We start from the raw sequence: 16,046 nt of genomic DNA, 5'->3' as shown, positions 1-16,046 counted from the left end.
ATGTCCCCGATCAAGTGGGCGATCCTCGCCGCCTTCGTCGCCTCCACCGTCTACGTCCACCTGCGCGGCCGCGTGCGGCTGGGCTTCTGGCGGCAGTTGAGCGACCACTCGACCTTCATGGCGCCGATCAACTGCTTCATGTACCTGTTCTCGAAGATCCCGAGCACGCCCTACCTGCCGGTCGATCGCTTCCCGGAACTGAAGGTGCTGCAGGACAACTGGCAGGCGATCCGCGTCGAGGGCGAGAAGCTGTACGACACCGGCGACATCAAGGCCTCGGACAAGTACAACGACGCCGGCTTCAATTCCTTCTTCAAGACCGGCTGGAAGCGCTTCTACCTGAAGTGGTACGACGAGGCCCACCCCTCGGCAGCCGAACTGTGCCCGGTGACGACCGCGCTGCTGCGCGACATCCCCAGCGTGAAGGCCGCCATGTTCGCCGCGCTGCCGCCGGGCGCGCGGCTGGTGCGCCACCGCGATCCGTTCGCCGGCTCGCTGCGCTACCACCTGGGCCTCGCCACGCCGAACGACGACCGCTGCTTCATCGACGTCGACGGCCAGCGCTACAGCTGGCGCGACGGCGAGCCGGTGATGTTCGACGAGACCTACCTGCACTACGCCGAGAACACCACCGACCGCAACCGCATCATCCTGTTCTGCGACATCGAGCGGCCGCTGTGGCTGCTGCCGGCCACCTGGCTCAACCGCTTCGTCAGCCGCTACCTGATCGGCGCCGCCGCCGCGCCCAACCGCGAGGGCGACCGCACCGGCGGCATCAACAAGGCCTTCGGCTACATCCAGCAGGTGCGGCTGTGGGGCAAGCGGGTCAAGGCGAAGAACCGCACGCTGTACTACCTGCTCAAGTGGGCGCTGTTCCTCGCGCTGCTGGCGATCTTCGTACTGGTCTAGCCCCGCGCCTTGCCGACAGAGGCCACCGGTACCGGTGGCCTTTTTCACGTCCCGACGGCAGTGGCGCCGCGCCGCCGGCGCAAGGCGACGATCGCGGCCGATCGCCGCCGTTGCCCGCGCCGATTGCGTTCATGCTATCGGCATCTGCTCAAAAATTAAGCGAAATAGCTTCGCGAACGATCGGGCCGGCGGTAGAATGCGCGCCGTACCGCTGGACTCGAACCGCTTCGTTTTCCAGCGGTTTTGCTTTCTCTGCCCCAACGCACCCACCGTCGCCCATGCAAATCGGCCCCTACACACTGCGCAACAAGCTGATCGTCGCCCCCATGGCGGGCGTGACCGATCGGCCGTTCCGCATGCTGTGCAAGCGGCTCGGCGCGGGCCACGCGGTGAGCGAGATGATCACCGCCAACGCGATGCTGTACGGCACCGCCAAGACCCGGCGGCGCGCCAACTTCGACGGCGAGCTGGCCCCGGTGGCGGTGCAGATCGCCGGCAGCGACCCGGCCCAGCTGGCCGAGGCCGCGCGCCACAACGTCGCCGCCGGCGCCCAGATCATCGACATCAACATGGGCTGCCCGGCCAAGAAGGTCTGCAACGTGCTGGCCGGCTCGGCGCTGCTCAAGGACGAGGACCGGGTGAAGCGCATCCTCGAGGCGGTGGTCGGCGCGGTCGACGTGCCGGTCACGCTCAAGACCCGGCTCGGCTACGCCAACGGCGAAGAGAACGTGCTGCGCGTGGCCCGCATCGCCGAGGACGCCGGCATCGCCGCGCTGGCGCTGCACGGCCGCACCCGCGAGGACATGTACAAGGGCCAGGCGCGCTACGGCCTGATCGGCGAGGTGAAGCGCCTGCTCAAGATCCCGGTGGTCGCCAACGGCGACATCGACTCGCCCGAGAAGGCGCGCGCGGTGCTGGCCGAGACCGGCGCCGACGCCGTGATGATCGGCCGCGCCGCCCAGGGCCGGCCGTGGATCTTCCGCGAGATCGGCCACTTCCTGGCCACCGGCCAGCACCTGCCGCCGCCGCGCGTGGACGAGGTCCACGCCATCCTGATCGAGCACCTGGACGACCACTACCGTTTCCACGGCGAATACTCGGGCTGCCGCATCGCGCGCAAGCACATCGCCTGGTACACCAGCGGGCTGCGTGGCGCCAACGAATTCCGCCAGCGCATGTACGCGCTGGACAGCACGGCCGAGCAGCTCGCCGCCGTGCACGAATACTTCTCGCGCCTCGGGCGCGAATCCGAACGATTGAGCTACCAGGACGACGTGGCGGCGATCGCCGCCTAGTCATTTGAACCGTATTGGCAGTGCCGCACCGGCCGCCTGGCCGTTGCGCCAGCCGTGCCATCGCCCGCGCCGCCGCCTCACCGAGGGGACCCTTGAACATGTCGAGCAACGATCAGATCTGCAGCGCCGTCCGCGATGCCCTGGAGCAGTACTTCCGCGACCTGGACGGCGAGGAACCGCAGGCGATCTACGACATGGTGCTGGCCAAGGTCGAGAAGCCGATGCTGCAGGTGGTGCTCGACAAGGCCCAGGGCAACCAGACGCGCGCCGCCGAACTGCTCGGCATCAACCGCAACACGCTGCGCAAGAAGATGCAGGAACACGACCTGATCTGAGCCGGCCGCCCCATCCCGATTTCCTTCCCAGCCATCCAAGAGCTAGCAACCATGGTCAAGATCCAACGCGCGCTGATCAGCGTGTCCGATAAAACCGGCGTCCTCGAATTCGCCCAGGCGCTGCACGGCTTCGGCGTCGAGCTGCTGTCCACCGGCGGCACCGCCAAGCTGCTGGCCGACGCCGGCCTGCCGGTGATCGAAGTGGCCGACTACACCGGCTTCCCCGAGATGCTGGACGGCCGCGTCAAGACGCTGCATCCGAAGATCCACGGCGGCATCCTCGGCCGCCGCGACCTGCCCGAGCACGTCGCCACCATGGCCGAGCACGGCATCGGCAACATCGACCTGGTGTGCGTGAACCTGTACCCGTTCGAGGCGACCATCGCCAAGCCCGGCTGCAGCTTCGCCGACGCGATCGAGAACATCGACATCGGCGGCCCGGCCATGGTGCGCTCGAGCGCCAAGAACCACGCCTTCGTCGCCATCGTCACCGATGCGGCCGACTACGCCGGCCTGATCGAGGAAATGCGCGCGGGCGACGGCAGCCTCGGCCCGGTCACCCGCCGCAAGCTGGCGCAGAAGGCTTTCAGCCATACTGCCGCCTACGACGGCGCGATCAGCAACTACCTGACCGGCCTGACCGACGACGGCGACAAGCTGGCCTTCCCGCAGCGGCTGAACCTGCAGTTCGAGAAAGTGCAGGACATGCGCTACGGCGAGAACCCGCACCAGAGCGCCGCCTTCTACCGCGACCTCGACCCGGCCGCCGGCAGCCTGGCCGGCTACCGCCAGCTGCAGGGCAAGGAGCTGAGCTACAACAACATCGCCGATTCGGATGCCGCCTGGGAGGCCGTCAAGGCCTTCGACCAACCGGCCTGCGTGATCGTCAAGCACGCCAACCCCTGCGGCGTGGCCATCGCGGCCGACACGCTGACGGCCTACAAGCTGGCCTTCGCCACCGACACCACCAGCGCCTTCGGCGGCATCATCGCCTTCAACCGCGAAGTCGACGCCGCCACCGTGGAGGCGGTCACCGGCCAGTTCCTCGAAGTGCTGATCGCGCCGGCCTTCAGCGAAGAAGCCAAGTCCATCATCGCCGCCAAGAAGAACGTGCGCGTGCTCGAAGTGCCGCTCTCCGACGGCGCCAACCGCTACGACCTCAAGCGCGTCGGCGGCGGCCTCCTGGTGCAGACGCCCGACGTGCACCGCATCACGGCGGCCGAGTTCAAGGTCGTCACCAAGCTGGCGCCGACCGCCGAGCAACTGAACGACCTGCTGTTCGCCTGGCGCGTGGCCCAGTTCGTCAAGTCGAACGCCATCGTGTTCTGCGGCCGCGGCCAGACCCTCGGCGTCGGCGCCGGCCAGATGAGCCGCGTCGATTCGACCAGGATCGCCGCCATCAAGGCCAGGAACGCCGGCCTCGACCTCAAGGGCTCGGTCTGCGCCTCGGACGCCTTCTTCCCGTTCCGCGACGGCGTCGACGTGATCGCCGAGAACGGCGTCAGCGCGATCGTCCAGCCGGGCGGCTCGATGCGCGACGAGGAAGTGATCGCGGCGGCCGACGAGCATGGCATCGCCATGGTGGTGACCGGGGTGCGGCACTTCCGGCATTGATGCATCGCGGGCCGGGATGAGGCGCACCACGGTGCGCCTCGCCTTTCAGTTTTCACCTTTCACAGGTTCCCAAGCATGAACATCCTCGTCATCGGCGCCGGCGGCCGCGAACACGCGCTGGCCTGGAAAATCGCCCAGTCGCCGCGCGTCGGCAAGACCTTCGTGGCGCCCGGCAACCCCGGCACGGCGCGCGAGCCGGGGCTGACCAACGTACCCATCACCGACATCGCCGAGCTGGTCGAATTCGCCCGCCGCGAGCACGTCACCCTGACCGTGGTCGGCCCCGAGGCGCCGCTGGCGGCCGGCGTGGTCGACGCCTTCCGCGCCGCCGGGCTGAAGATCTTCGGCCCGACCCGCGCCGCCGCCCAGCTCGAGAGCTCGAAGGACTTCGCCAAGGCCTTCATGAGCCGGCACGGCATCCCGACCGCCCAGTACCGGACCTTCGCCGTGGCCGCCGAGGCCCATGCCTACGTCGCCGAGCGCGGTGCGCCGATCGTGATCAAGGCCGACGGCCTGGCCGCCGGCAAGGGCGTGATCGTGGCCATGACGCTCGACGAGGCGCACGCCGCCATCGACGCCATGCTGCTGGACAACAAGATGGGCGACGCCGGCGCGCGGGTGGTGATCGAGGACTTCCTCAAGGGCGAGGAAGCCAGCTTCATCGTGATGGTCGACGGCAAGCACGTGCTGCCGCTGGCCAGCAGCCAGGATCACAAGCGCCTGCTCGACGACGACCAGGGCCCCAACACCGGCGGCATGGGCGCCTATTCGCCGGCGCCGGTGGTGACGCCGGCCGTGCACGCGCGGGCGATGCGCGAGGTGATCCTGCCCACGGTCGCCGGCATGGCGAAGGACGGCATCCCCTATACCGGCTTCCTCTACGCCGGCCTGATGGTGTCCGACGACGGCGCGGTCAACGTGGTCGAGTTCAACTGCCGAATGGGCGATCCGGAAACCCAGCCGATCATGTCGCGGCTGAAGTCCGACCTGGTCGGCCTGGTCGAGCATGCGGTCAACGGTACGCTCGACGCGGCCGAGGCCGAGTGGGACCGCCGCGTCGCGCTCGGCGTGGTGCTGGCCGCCGCCGGCTACCCGGACGCGCCGCGCAAGGGCGACGTGATCCGCGGCCTGCCGATCGAGCGCACCGAGGACGTCCACGTGTTCCACGCCGGTACCGCGATGCAGGGCGACGAGGTGGTGACCAGCGGCGGCCGCGTGCTGTGCGTGACCGCGCTGGGCGACAGCGTGAAGATCGCGCAGAAGCGCGCCTACGAGGTGATCGACCATATCCACTTCGACGGCATCCAGTTCCGTACCGACATCGGCTTCCGGGCGATCGGAAGAAAGCCCGCCTAGGGCTTTTTCTTGCCTTAAGCGATCCCGAAACCTGCTGTGCAGCCCCGGCCTAGCCGGGGGTTCATCCGCAGCGAGTCATCGACCTGCGGCAGGCCCTGATTTCTCCCTACTCCCCCGCCCTCGCCGCCCCGGGGGTCCCCACGAAGTCGCAGACTTCGTGGGTGGGCCAGAGGGAGCCTCGCTGCGCTCGTTCGATCTCCGTAGAAACTTTGGTTAGCGCCAGGCACATTGCCATACACGTACTGCAGCGTCCTTCTGTAGGAGCGGCTTCAGCCGCGAATCTACCCGCTTCCACCGCCGTTCGTCGTTCGGCGGTCCTCCATACCCATCTGCAAGCCATAGCCCGCCTCGCGCGGGCATTTTTACGCCCGACGGCCTGGCGCTTTCCCTAATGGCGTCCATAACTCAGTTGACATAGCGTGCGCGCCCATGACGAAAGCAATCAGCTTTCGCTAATACGGAGAAAAACCATGATATTCAAACGATTACTCGGGGTTGTGCTGGCTTTGGGCCTGCTGTCCGCGGCGGTGGCGGATGACCTCGACGAGATCAGGAAGCGTGGCACCCTGGTGGTCGGCGTGAAGGACTCGACGCCGCCGTTCGGCGTGCTGAACACCAAGACGCAGACCATCTCGGGCTACGACGTCGACTTCGCGGCGGCCATCGCCAAGAAGCTCGGCGTGAAGCTGACGGTCAAGGCGGTCGAGTCGGCGCAGCGCATTCCCGCGCTGCAGTCCAAGGACGTCGACATGATCATCGCCACGATGACCAAGAACGCCGAGCGCGAGAAGCAGGTCGACTTCAGCTATGGCTACTTCATCACCGGCCAGAAGTTCGTGGTGCGCAAGGGCAAGGTCAACTCGATCGAGGACCTGACCACCGCCGCCATCGGCACCGCCAGCGGCTCGACCTCGGAGAAGCAGCTGCGCAAGGAGATGCCGAGCGCCAACGTGGTGCTGTTCCCCGACTACGACGAGGCCTTCAAGGCGCTGGGCCAGGGCTCGCTCGACGCGGTGTCGACCGACGAGCCGATCCTCGCCGGCCTGCTGAACAAGATGCCGAAGAAGGCGCAGTTCGAGATCCCCAACGTGACCATCTCGATCGAGGTCTACGGCATCGCCGTGCGCAAGGGCGAGAAGCGCCTGCTGGCAGAGGTGAACAGTGCCCTGGTCGAAGCCGAGCAGTCGGGCGAAGCCGACAAGATCTTCAACCGCTGGTTCGGCCCGCAGACCAATGCGCCGCTGATGCGCTTGTTCAAGATCACCGCGAAGTAATCGAGCCCGACCCCGCATAAAGCCCGCCCTCGCCGGGCTTTATGCTTTTGCGGGAACGGGAATGACGCAAACCCGGGCCGCGACGGGAGAAGCCGACAAGATTTTCAGCGCCGTGTGGATCTGCCCCTGACCCTGGCAAGCGCATTCACAGGTGCTTCCGGCACCATCCAGCGCTGGCCGAGAGCGCATCTAAGCGCTTGGCATTGCAAGGCTTTCCCGCAGCACGGTTCGCCCCGGCCCGGGCCGCTGCGGTAGAATTCCGCCCTTTCCTGCCTTCCAACGCTCGCATGTCGCTGTTCGCCCTCGGCCTCAACCACGAGACCGCGCCCATCGCGGTGCGGGAGAAGCTCGCCTTCTCGCCCGAGGAATTGCAGCGCGCGGTGACCGAGCTCAGTGCCGTGCGCGGCGTGCACGAGGCCGCCATCGTCTCGACCTGCAACCGCACCGAGGTCTACGCCGCCACCCGCGACGAGGCCGCCGTGCTGCACTGGCTGGCCGAATCGCGCCAGCTCAGGCCCGACGAGATCGATCCCTACCTCTACCGCCTGCCCGAGCGCGAAGCCGCGCGCCATGCCTTCCGCGTCGCCGCCGGGCTCGATTCGATGGTGCTGGGCGAGACCCAGATCCTCGGCCAGCTCAAGGACGCGGTGAACGAGGCGCAGGCGGCCGGCACGCTCGGCCCACGCTCAACGGCCTGTTCCAGCGCGCCTTCTCGGTCGCCAAGGACGTGCGCACGCAGACCGCGATCGGCGCCAACTCGGTGTCGATGGCCGCCGCGGCGGTCAAGCTGGCCGAGCGCATCTTCCCCGACATCGCCGAACTCAAGGTGCTGTTCATCGGCGCCGGCGAAATGATCGAGCTGTGCGCCACCCATTTCGCCGCCCGGCAGCCGCGCCGGCTCAGCGTCGCCAACCGCACGCTCGAGCGCGGCCAGGCGCTGGCGGCGCAGTACGGCGGCGATGCCTTCGCGCTGGCCGAGCTGCCCGACCGCATGGCCGGCTACGACATCGTGGTCACCAGCACGGCCAGCCAGCTGCCGATCATCGGCCTCGGCGCGGTCGAGCGCGCCATCCGCGCGCGCAAGCACCGGCCGATCTTCATGGTCGACCTGGCGGTGCCGCGCGATGTCGAGCCGGAGGTCGGCCAGCTGGCCGACATCTACCTCTATACCGTCGACGACCTGGCCGAAGTGGTGCGCCAGGGCCGCGCCGAGCGCGAGCAGGCGGTGGTGGCGGCCGAGGCCATCGTCGAGCGCGGCGCCGACGACTTCATGCTGTGGCTCGGCAACCGCGCGCTGGTGCCGACCATCCGCGCGCTGAAGGACCAGGCCGAGCGGCTGCGCCGCCACGAGCTCGAACGCGCCATGAAGCTCTTGGCCAAGGGCGAGGAGCCGGCCGCGGTGCTCGAATCGCTCTCGCTCACGCTCAGCAACAAGTTCCTGCATGCCCCGCTCGCCGCGCTGAACCAGGGCGACGCCAGCCAGCAGTCCGGCCTGGTCGACGCCGTGCGGCGGCTCTACCACCTGCACGACGAGGAATAGCGATGCAGCACGAACCGCTGCGCTGGCAGCGGGACGGGTACGCGATCGACACCGATCCGGCCCGCCTCGACCTGGCCACCGCCCACGCCTTCATCGCCGCCACCTACTGGGCGCGCGGCATCCCGTTCGACACCTTCCGCCGCTCGGTCGAGGGCGCGCTATGCTTCGGCGTCTACCACGGCGAGGCGCTGGTCGGCTTCGCCCGGGTGATCAGCGACGGCGCCACCATCGCCTACCTGGGCGACGTCTACATCGACCCGCCGCACCGCGGCCATGGCCTGTCCAAGTGGCTGATGGACTGCATCGTCGGCCACCCCGGCCTGCAGGGCCTGCGCCGCTGGATCCTGCTGACCGGCGACGCGCACGGGCTCTACCGCCAATACGGCTTCACCGATATCGCCGCCCCCGAGTTATGGATGGAACGCGCGAATCTCAACGTCTACAAGCAGCCGACATGAAACCCAGCATCGCCAACAAACTCGCCAACCTCGCCGACCGGCTCGAGGAAGTCGGCCACCTCTTGGCCAGCGAGGAGGCCACGCGCGACATGGACGCGTTCCGCAAGCTGAGCCGCGAGCATGCCGAGCTGACGCCGGTGGTCGAGCTGTTCCGCACCTATCAGCAGACCGAGGCCGACCTCGCCACCGCGCGCGAGATGCTGGACGACCCGGACATGAAGGAACTGGCCGAGGCCGAGCTGCTCGAGGGCGCCGCCCGCATCGAGGCGCTCGAGACCGAATTGCAGAAGGCGCTGCTGCCGCGCGACCCCAACGACGAGCGCAACATCTTCCTGGAAATCCGCGCCGGCACCGGCGGCGACGAATCGGCGCTGTTCGCCGGCGACCTCTTGCGCATGTATACGCGCTTCGCCGAGCGCAACCGCTGGCAGGTCGAAATCGTCTCGGCCAACGAGAGCGACCTCGGCGGCTACAAGGAAGTGATCGTGCGGCTGGTCGGCCTGGGCGCCTATTCCAAGCTCAAGTTCGAGAGCGGCGGCCACCGCGTGCAGCGCGTGCCGGCCACCGAATCGCAGGGCCGCATCCATACCAGCGCCTGCACCGTGGCGGTGATGCCCGAGGCCGACGAGCTGGAAGAGGTGAACATCAACCCGGCCGACATCCGCATCGACACCTTCCGCGCCAGCGGCGCCGGCGGCCAGCACATCAACAAGACCGATTCGGCGGTGCGCATCACCCACTTCCCGACCGGCCTGGTGGTCGAGTGCCAGGACGGCCGCAGCCAGCACCAGAACAAGGCCCAGGCGATGCAGGTGCTGGCCGCCCGCATCAAGGACCGGCAGGAGCGCGAGGCGCACGCCAAGGAGGCGGCGATGCGCAAGAGCCTGGTCGGCTCGGGCGACCGCAGCGAGCGCATCCGCACCTACAACTTCCCGCAAGGCCGGATCACCGACCACCGCATCAACCTGACGCTGTACAAGCTCGACTACGTGATGGACGGCGACCTGTTCGAGCTGACCGATGCGCTGATCGCCGAGCACCAGGCCGAGCTGCTGGCGGCGATGGCGGAGCAGCAATAAGCCGCCGGGGAATCCCGCCCAACCAACTATCCGTCCCGGCATCCGATGCAGGGGATGATCGATAAACAAGAACGGCCGCATTTCGCGGCCGTTCTTGCTCCACGTGAAGCGCAGCGCTACTCGTCCACCTTGCCGCGCAACTGCTTCACCTTCCCGCGCAGCGCCTTGCCGGCCAGCCGCCGCTGCTTCGAGCCGTAGGTCGGCTTGCTGGCCTTGCGCGGCTTTTCGATGCGCGCGGCCTCGTCGACCATCTCCTGCAGCCGCTCCAGCGCATCCTGCCGGTTGAGCGCCGCGCTGCGGTAGGCCTGCGCCTTGATCACCACCACCCCGTCCCGGCTGACGCGCTGGTCGCGCGCAGCCAGCAGCGCCGCCTTGCACGGCTCGGGCAGCGAGGAGGCGCGCACGTCGAAATACAGGTGGACCGCGCAGGACACCTTGTTGACGTTCTGCCCGCCCGGACCCTGGGCGCGGATCGGGACGAACTCGACTTCGCTTTCGACGACGAGTACGGAAGGGGCGGGCAGGGACATCGGGTTCAGCTCAGGTAGCGCGCTTCCAGGTGGGCGCGGAAGTGGGCGGGATTCAGCGCCTCGCCGGTGGCGCGGCGGACCAGTTCGTCGGTGCCGTGGCGGCTGGCCTGCGACCAGATGTGGGCATCGAGCCAGTCGAACACCGGGGCGAGGTCGCCGGCGGCGATGCGGGCGTCGAGGTCGGGCACGCCGCGGCGGATGGTGGCGAAGTACTGGGCGGCGTACATCGCGCCGAGCGTGTAGCTCGGGAAGTAGCCGACCAGGCCGTGGCCCCAGTGCACGTCCTGCATGCAGCCGTCGCGGTAGTTGCCGCGGGTGTCGAGGCCGAGGTAGTCGCGCATCTTCTCGTCCCACAGCGCCGGGATGTCGTCGGCCTCGATCTCGCCGTCGACCAGCGCGCGTTCGATCTCGAAGCGCAGGATCACGTGCAGCGGATAGCACAGCTCGTCGGCCTCGACCCGGATGTAGCCGGGCTCGACCCGCGTCAGCAGGCGGCCGAGATTGTCGGCGGTGAAGGCCGGCTGGTCGCCCAGGTGCCGGCGCACCAGCGGCGCGATCAGCGACAGGAAGGCCGGGCTGCAGCCGAGCTGCATCTCGAACGACAGGCTCTGGCTCTCGTGGATGCCCATCGAGCGGGCGACGCCGACCGGCTGGCCCAGCCAGTCGCGCGGCAGGCCCTGCTCGTAGCGCGCGTGGCCGGTCTCGTGGACGATGCCCATCAGGCTCTGCACGAAATCGTCGTCGCGATAGCGGGTGGTGATGCGCACGTCCTCGGGCGAACCGCCGCAGAACGGATGGGCGCTGACGTCGAGCCGGCCGCCGTCGAAATCGAACTTCAGCAGCTGCATGACGGCGAGGCCCAGCTCGCGCTGGCACTCGACCGGGAAGGGACCGACCGGCCGGATCACCGTCTCGCCGGCCTGGCGCTCGCGCACCTGGCGGATCAGGCCGGGCAGCCAGCTCTTCACGTCGCCGAAGATCCGTTCGATCTCGGCGCTGCTCATGCCGGGCTCGTAGTTGTCCATCAAGGCGTCGTAGGGCGACTTGCCGCTGGCTTCGGCGAGGAACCGGCCTTCCTCGCGCGCCAGCCGCAGCACTTCGCGCAGATTGGGCAGGAAGCCGGCCCAGTCGTTGGCCGGCCGCTGGCTGCGCCAGGCGTGCTCGCAGCGCGCGACCGCGTGGGTCTTGGCCTCGACCAGCTCGGCCGGCAGCAGGTTGGCGCTGGCCCAGCGGCGGCGCATCTCGCGCAGGTTGGCGCGCTCGAACTCGCCGAGGTCTTCCTGTTCCGCCGCGTCGAGCCGGGCCTTGATCGCCGGATCGGTCTTGATGCCGTGCATCAGCACGTCGAGCTCGGCCAGCGCGGCGGCGCGCGCCTCGTTGCCCTTGGGCGGCATCATCACGCTGTTGTCCCAGCTCGCCAGCGAGCCGAGGTGCTCGTAGCGGTGCAGGCGGGCATAGGTCTGGGTCAGGGCCTGGTAGGCGGGCGTATTCGACATGAGCGTTCCCCGGTTGCTGAAGCGCCGGATGATGCCAGCGCGGTCGGGGCAGGGTCAAAACGGCCGGGACGAGCGGTGCGCTTGTGTTGCGACCAGGAGGCCGGCACGCGGGATGCCGCGTGCCGTATCCAGGAAGCGCAGCCACGCTCCCGCAGCGACGGCCGGGCAGGAGCGATGACGGTCGCGAGCCGCTTCGGGCCGGGGCAGGCCAGGCGACCGCCGCCCTACAGCGTGCTCATCCCGCCGTCGATCACCAGCTCGCTGCCCACCGTGAAGGCCGATTCGTCCGAAGCCAGGAAGACGACGGCCTTGGCGATCTCCGACGGCTCGCCGAAGCGGCCGGCCGGCACCTGGGCCAGGATGGCGGCGGCGGTCCTTTCCAGCTCGGCCGGCGGCAGGCCCAGCTTGCCGTACAGCGGCGTGCTGACCGGGCCGGGGCTGACCGCGTTGACGCGGATGCCGCGGCCGATCAGTTCGCCCGACAGCGTGCGCGCCAGCGAGATCAGCGCGGCCTTGCTCAGCGCGTAGACGCTCGAGTTGGGCATGCCGAGATGGGCGTTGATCGAGGTGTTCAACACCACCGAGGCCGGCTTGGCCAGGATCGGCAGCAGCGCCTGCAGCAGGAAGTAGGGGCCTTTGACGTTGACCGCGATGGTGCGGTCGAAGCCGGCTTCGTCGAACTGCTCGAGCGGCCGGAAGTCGGCCATGCCGGCGTTGACGAATACCGCGTCGAGCTGGCCGAAGGCCTCGCCCAGCGTGTGCGCCAGCTGCCGCTGGCCGGCCACGTCGCCGGCGTCGACGCGCAATACCAGCGCGTCCGGCCCGAGGACCTGGCGCGCCTGTTCGAGCGTGGCCGGGTTGCTGCCGGTCACGGCCACGCGGGCGCCTTCGGCCAGGAACTGGCGGGCGGTTTCGAGACCGATGCCGCTGGTGCCGCCGGTGATCAGGGTGCGCTTGCCTTCGAGACGTTTCATGGTGGAACTCCTTGTTTGGCTGAAGGGGTCGGCGCCACTGCGGCGCGCGATGGATGCACTGTATGCTTCAGCCATCTGTCAATGAAGGCAGCGAAACTGCTCGGTACTTTCAGCTTTTGTAAACGATCGGGGAATGGCATGGACCGCCTGCGCGCCTTCGAAGTCTTCGTCGCCGTGGTCGCCCGCGGCAGCTTCAGCCGGGCCGCCGACGCGCTGGACACCTCGCCGGCCAATGTGACGCGCTATGTGAACGAGCTGGAGGCGCACCTAGGCACCCGCCTGCTCAACCGCAGCTCGCGCCGGCTGTCGCTGACCGAGAGCGGCGAGGCGCTGTACGAACGCGGCAAGGCATTGCTCGACGATTTCGCCGAGATCGAGACGCTGGTCTCGGCCAGCGCGCTGCGGCCGCGCGGCAAGCTGCGCATCAACGCGCCGCTGAGTTTCGGCGTGCTGCAGCTGGCGCCGCTGTGGCCGGCCTTCATGCAGCGCCATCCCGAGGTCGAACTGGAGATCGCGCTGATCGACCGGGTGGTCGACATCGTCGAGGAGGGCTACGACCTGGCGATCCGCATCTCGCGCGCCGGCTCCAGCGCCAACCCGGCACGCAAGCTGGCCACCTCGCGCAACGTGGTCTGCGCGGCGCCGGACTACCTGGCGCGGCGCGGCATGCCGGCCACGCCGGCGCAATTGCGCGAGCACGACTGCATCGGCTACAGCTATTCAAGCAGCGGCGACGAATGGCAGCTGGTCGACCAGGCCGGCCAGCGCCATCCGACCAAGGTGAAGTGCCGCATGCACTGCAACAACGGCGACACCGCGCGCGCGGCCGCGCTGGCCGGGCTCGGCATCATCTGGCAGCCGACCTTCCTGATCGGCGAGGACCTGCGCGCCGGCCGGCTGGTGCCGGTGCTGCCGGGCTACGGCCTGCCCGACATCGACGTGCTGGCGGTCTATCCGAGCCGGCGCCACCTGAGCGCCAAGGTGAGGGCGATGATCGACTTCCTGGCGGAAGCGTTCGGCGGCGTCGCGCCGTGGGATCGGTAGGTCGACGCGGGCCGCCGTGGCCGGCGGCCCCGCACAGCGCTAGCGCCAGCCGGACTTGCTGCCGCCGCGCCGGGTCCGCTGCGGCCCGCCGCCGTCCTTGCCGCCGCGGCCGCCCTTGCGCTGCTGGCTGTTGCGCATGGTCAGCAGCCGGTCGATCGTTTCCGAGGTCGACTTCATCAGCGACTGCGCCAGCTCCTCGTCGGGGAAGGTGTCCGGCATGCGGTAGCCGAGCCAGGCGTAGGCCGAGTAGAGCTTGCAGGTGTCTTCGTAGTACTGCAGCTCGTTGCGGCCCATCACGCCGTCCATGCGCAGCAGCGGCGCGCGCTTCTTGGCGGCGCGGGCCCGCGCCCAGTCCTGCAGCGCGTGTTCCAGCAGCGGGATCTTGGTCGAGATCGGGCACAGGCTCAGCGTGAAGCGGTCCTCCAGCGACAGCGTCAGGGTGTCGAGCCAGCGCGCCTTCTCCATCTGCTCGCTGAGGTTGGCCGGCAGGAAGAATTCGTCGTGCACGTTGATGTGCTTGGTGAACAGCTCGAGCAGCGCATGCAGCCGGGTCTCGCCGGTGGCGGCCGAGATCTGCTGCAGGTAGTCGAGGTTGGGTGCGACGAAGAAGCCGCTGTCGGGCAGTTGCTCGAGCTTGGCCTTGAGCAGCGCGCCGATGGTCTTGTGGGTGGCGAAGTCGAGCCCGGCCACGTAGCCGGCGGCATGCTCGCCGTAGCGGCCGGCGCGGCCGGCGATCTGCTTGGCCAGCGCGGCGGCGATGGTGCCCTCGGCATAGCCGTCCCACTTGTTGGCGGTGGTGAAGATCACCCGCCGCGCCGGCGTGTTCAGGCCCATGCCGATCGCGTCGGTGCCGACCACGATCTGGGTCTCGCCTTCGATGAAGCGCTCGGCCTGCGCCTGCCGCACCTCGGGCGACAGGTTGCCGTAGATGGCCGACACCGCGTAGCCCTCGGCCATCACCTGGTCGCGCCAGTTCAGCACCTCGCGGCGCGAAAAGGCGATCAGCACGTCGCCGGGCTTGAGGTTCTTCAGCGAGCCGAGCGGCTGCTTCTCCAGCTCCAGCGGCGACTTGCGCTGCAGCGTGCGCACCTCGAGCGTGCCGCCGACCCGGCCGACCAGCGCCTCGATCGCCTCGCGCGCCTCCAGCGCGCCGAGCAGGTAGATGGTATTGGCCGGCACGCCGCACACCGCGGCGGTCCAGGCCGCGCCGCGGTCCGGGTCGTCGAGCAGCTGGATCTCGTCGATCACCGCCACCTCGATCGGCCGGTTGGGGTTCAGCATCTCCACCGTGCTGGCGACGTGGGTGGCGTCCGGATGCAGCTTGCGCTGCTCGCCGGTGACCAAGCTCACCGCCACGCCGGCATCGAGCAGGCGGTTGTAGTTCTCCAGCGCCAGGAGCCGCAGCGGCGCCAGGTAGACGCCCGATTTCGCCTTGGCCAGGTGCTCCATCGCCGCGTGGGTCTTGCCCGAATTGGTCGGGCCGAGCACGGCGATGAAGTGGCGCTTCATGCCTTGTGCCACGTGGAACGATTCGGGATAGCGCGACAGGTTGACCGCCTCGTGGGTCAGGTCGGCGCGGCGGCTGGCGGCGCGCGTGCCCTTGGCGGCCTCGATCCGGTCCAATGCCACGATGCAGCGCAGCCGCGCCAGCTCGTACTTGGCGACGAAGGCATGCAGCGCGCTGCTCGGGTCGAGCTCGAACTGGCGCGCGGTGGCCGTCACCGTCTCGGCGCAGCGCAGCAGCTGGGTCTCGAGCTTGAGCCGGGCGGCATCGTTCCAGCGTTCCTGCAGCAGCGCGAAGCGCTCGGCCGCATCGAGCCGCCGCCACTTGGCCACCTTGCCGAGGAAGCCCTCGTCCGGCACCAGGTGGTAGGGCACCACCCGCTTGCCGACCACGATCTCGCCGTGCACCGATACGGCATAGCTGCCGTCGGTGGTGACCAGGCTGGCGCGCTGGGCGGCCAGGTAGTCGTCGAGGGCGGTGGATTCGGCATTGGGCAGGGCGGTGTCGGTCATCGAAGGCGGCAGCAGGGAAGAATGGGCCGGATTATCCGTCAGAGCGGCAGCGAGCATGGCGGGTTTCGTCGAAGGCCAAGTCCGTTTCGAGTCTCGAAACGGGAGGAACGAAGGAGAGCCGCCGCG

13 protein-coding genes and 1 pseudogene are annotated in these 16,046 nt (G+C 68.8%); 10 read left to right on the top strand and 4 right to left on the bottom strand.

Annotated features, from left to right (window positions below):
* The 9 genes and pseudogenes from lpxO to prfA all read left to right on the top strand — a co-directional run bounded on the left by lpxO (position 1) and on the right by prfA (position 9,860).
* Complete coding sequence (gene lpxO, locus H9L41_RS00145) at positions 1-909, top strand: lipid A hydroxylase LpxO (protein ID WP_169730222.1); 909 nt, start codon at positions 1-3, stop codon at positions 907-909.
* Positions 910-1,187: 278 nt separating this feature from the next.
* Positions 1,188-2,204: a tRNA dihydrouridine synthase DusB gene (gene dusB / locus H9L41_RS00140; protein ID WP_028447259.1), complete on the top strand. Its 1,017-nt coding sequence runs from the start codon at positions 1,188-1,190 to the stop codon at positions 2,202-2,204.
* A 98-nt stretch (positions 2,205-2,302) separates the two neighbouring features.
* Complete coding sequence (locus tag H9L41_RS00135) at positions 2,303-2,539, top strand: helix-turn-helix domain-containing protein (RefSeq protein WP_028447260.1); 237 nt, start codon at positions 2,303-2,305, stop codon at positions 2,537-2,539.
* 51 nt (positions 2,540-2,590) lie between these two features.
* Positions 2,591-4,153, top strand: coding sequence for a bifunctional phosphoribosylaminoimidazolecarboxamide formyltransferase/IMP cyclohydrolase (gene purH, locus H9L41_RS00130; RefSeq protein ID WP_028447261.1), 1,563 nt, complete (start codon positions 2,591-2,593; stop codon positions 4,151-4,153).
* A 75-nt stretch (positions 4,154-4,228) separates the two neighbouring features.
* Positions 4,229-5,509: a phosphoribosylamine--glycine ligase gene (gene purD, locus H9L41_RS00125; protein ID WP_028447262.1), complete on the top strand. Its 1,281-nt coding sequence runs from the start codon at positions 4,229-4,231 to the stop codon at positions 5,507-5,509.
* 497 nt (positions 5,510-6,006) lie between these two features.
* Entirely contained in the window at positions 6,007-6,783 is a 777-nt protein-coding gene (locus tag H9L41_RS00120) for a transporter substrate-binding domain-containing protein (protein WP_187523625.1), read from the top strand.
* A gap of 287 nt (positions 6,784-7,070) precedes the next feature.
* Positions 7,071-8,323: pseudogene (gene hemA, locus H9L41_RS00115) on the top strand (glutamyl-tRNA reductase).
* Between the two features lie 2 nt (positions 8,324-8,325).
* On the top strand, positions 8,326-8,781 hold the full coding sequence (locus H9L41_RS00110) for a GNAT family N-acetyltransferase (protein WP_028447265.1): 456 nt from the start codon (positions 8,326-8,328) through the stop codon (positions 8,779-8,781).
* The gene (gene prfA / locus H9L41_RS00105; protein WP_028447266.1) at positions 8,778-9,860 is read left to right on the top strand and encodes a peptide chain release factor 1; all 1,083 of its coding nucleotides are present in this window, start codon (positions 8,778-8,780) and stop codon (positions 9,858-9,860) included. Before H9L41_RS00110 ends, prfA begins: the two co-directional genes overlap by 4 nt.
* 116 nt (positions 9,861-9,976) lie before the next feature.
* Here the strand turns inward: prfA and arfB are convergent, their stop codons facing one another.
* The 3 genes from arfB to H9L41_RS00090 all read right to left on the bottom strand — a co-directional run bounded on the left by arfB (position 9,977) and on the right by H9L41_RS00090 (position 12,860).
* Positions 9,977-10,390, bottom strand: coding sequence for an alternative ribosome rescue aminoacyl-tRNA hydrolase ArfB (gene arfB / locus H9L41_RS00100; protein ID WP_028447267.1), 414 nt, complete (start codon positions 10,388-10,390; stop codon positions 9,977-9,979).
* Positions 10,391-10,395: 5 nt separating this feature from the next.
* Positions 10,396-11,886, bottom strand: a complete 1,491-nt coding sequence (locus H9L41_RS00095) for a carboxypeptidase M32 (RefSeq protein WP_028447268.1) — start codon at positions 11,884-11,886, stop codon at positions 10,396-10,398.
* A gap of 224 nt (positions 11,887-12,110) precedes the next feature.
* Entirely contained in the window at positions 12,111-12,860 is a 750-nt protein-coding gene (locus H9L41_RS00090; protein WP_028447269.1) for an SDR family oxidoreductase, read from the bottom strand.
* 138 nt (positions 12,861-12,998) lie between these two features.
* Here H9L41_RS00090 and H9L41_RS00085 point away from each other — a divergent pair, with 138 nt between their 5' ends.
* Positions 12,999-13,904, top strand: coding sequence for a LysR family transcriptional regulator (locus tag H9L41_RS00085; RefSeq protein ID WP_028447270.1), 906 nt, complete (start codon positions 12,999-13,001; stop codon positions 13,902-13,904).
* A 39-nt stretch (positions 13,905-13,943) separates the two neighbouring features.
* On the opposite strand, the gene H9L41_RS00080 is transcribed toward H9L41_RS00085, so the two are convergent.
* Entirely contained in the window at positions 13,944-15,977 is a 2,034-nt protein-coding gene (locus tag H9L41_RS00080; protein ID WP_245589239.1) for a helicase-related protein, read from the bottom strand.
* Between the last annotated feature and the right edge of the window lie 69 nt (positions 15,978-16,046).

Origin of the sequence: Chitinimonas koreensis, from assembly GCF_014353015.1 — a bacterium.
GTDB lineage: Bacteria > Pseudomonadota > Gammaproteobacteria > Burkholderiales > Chitinimonadaceae > Chitinimonas > Chitinimonas koreensis.
The sequence above is the reverse complement of the archived record's forward strand: the minus strand, read 5'-3'. Positions and strand labels throughout refer to the sequence as shown.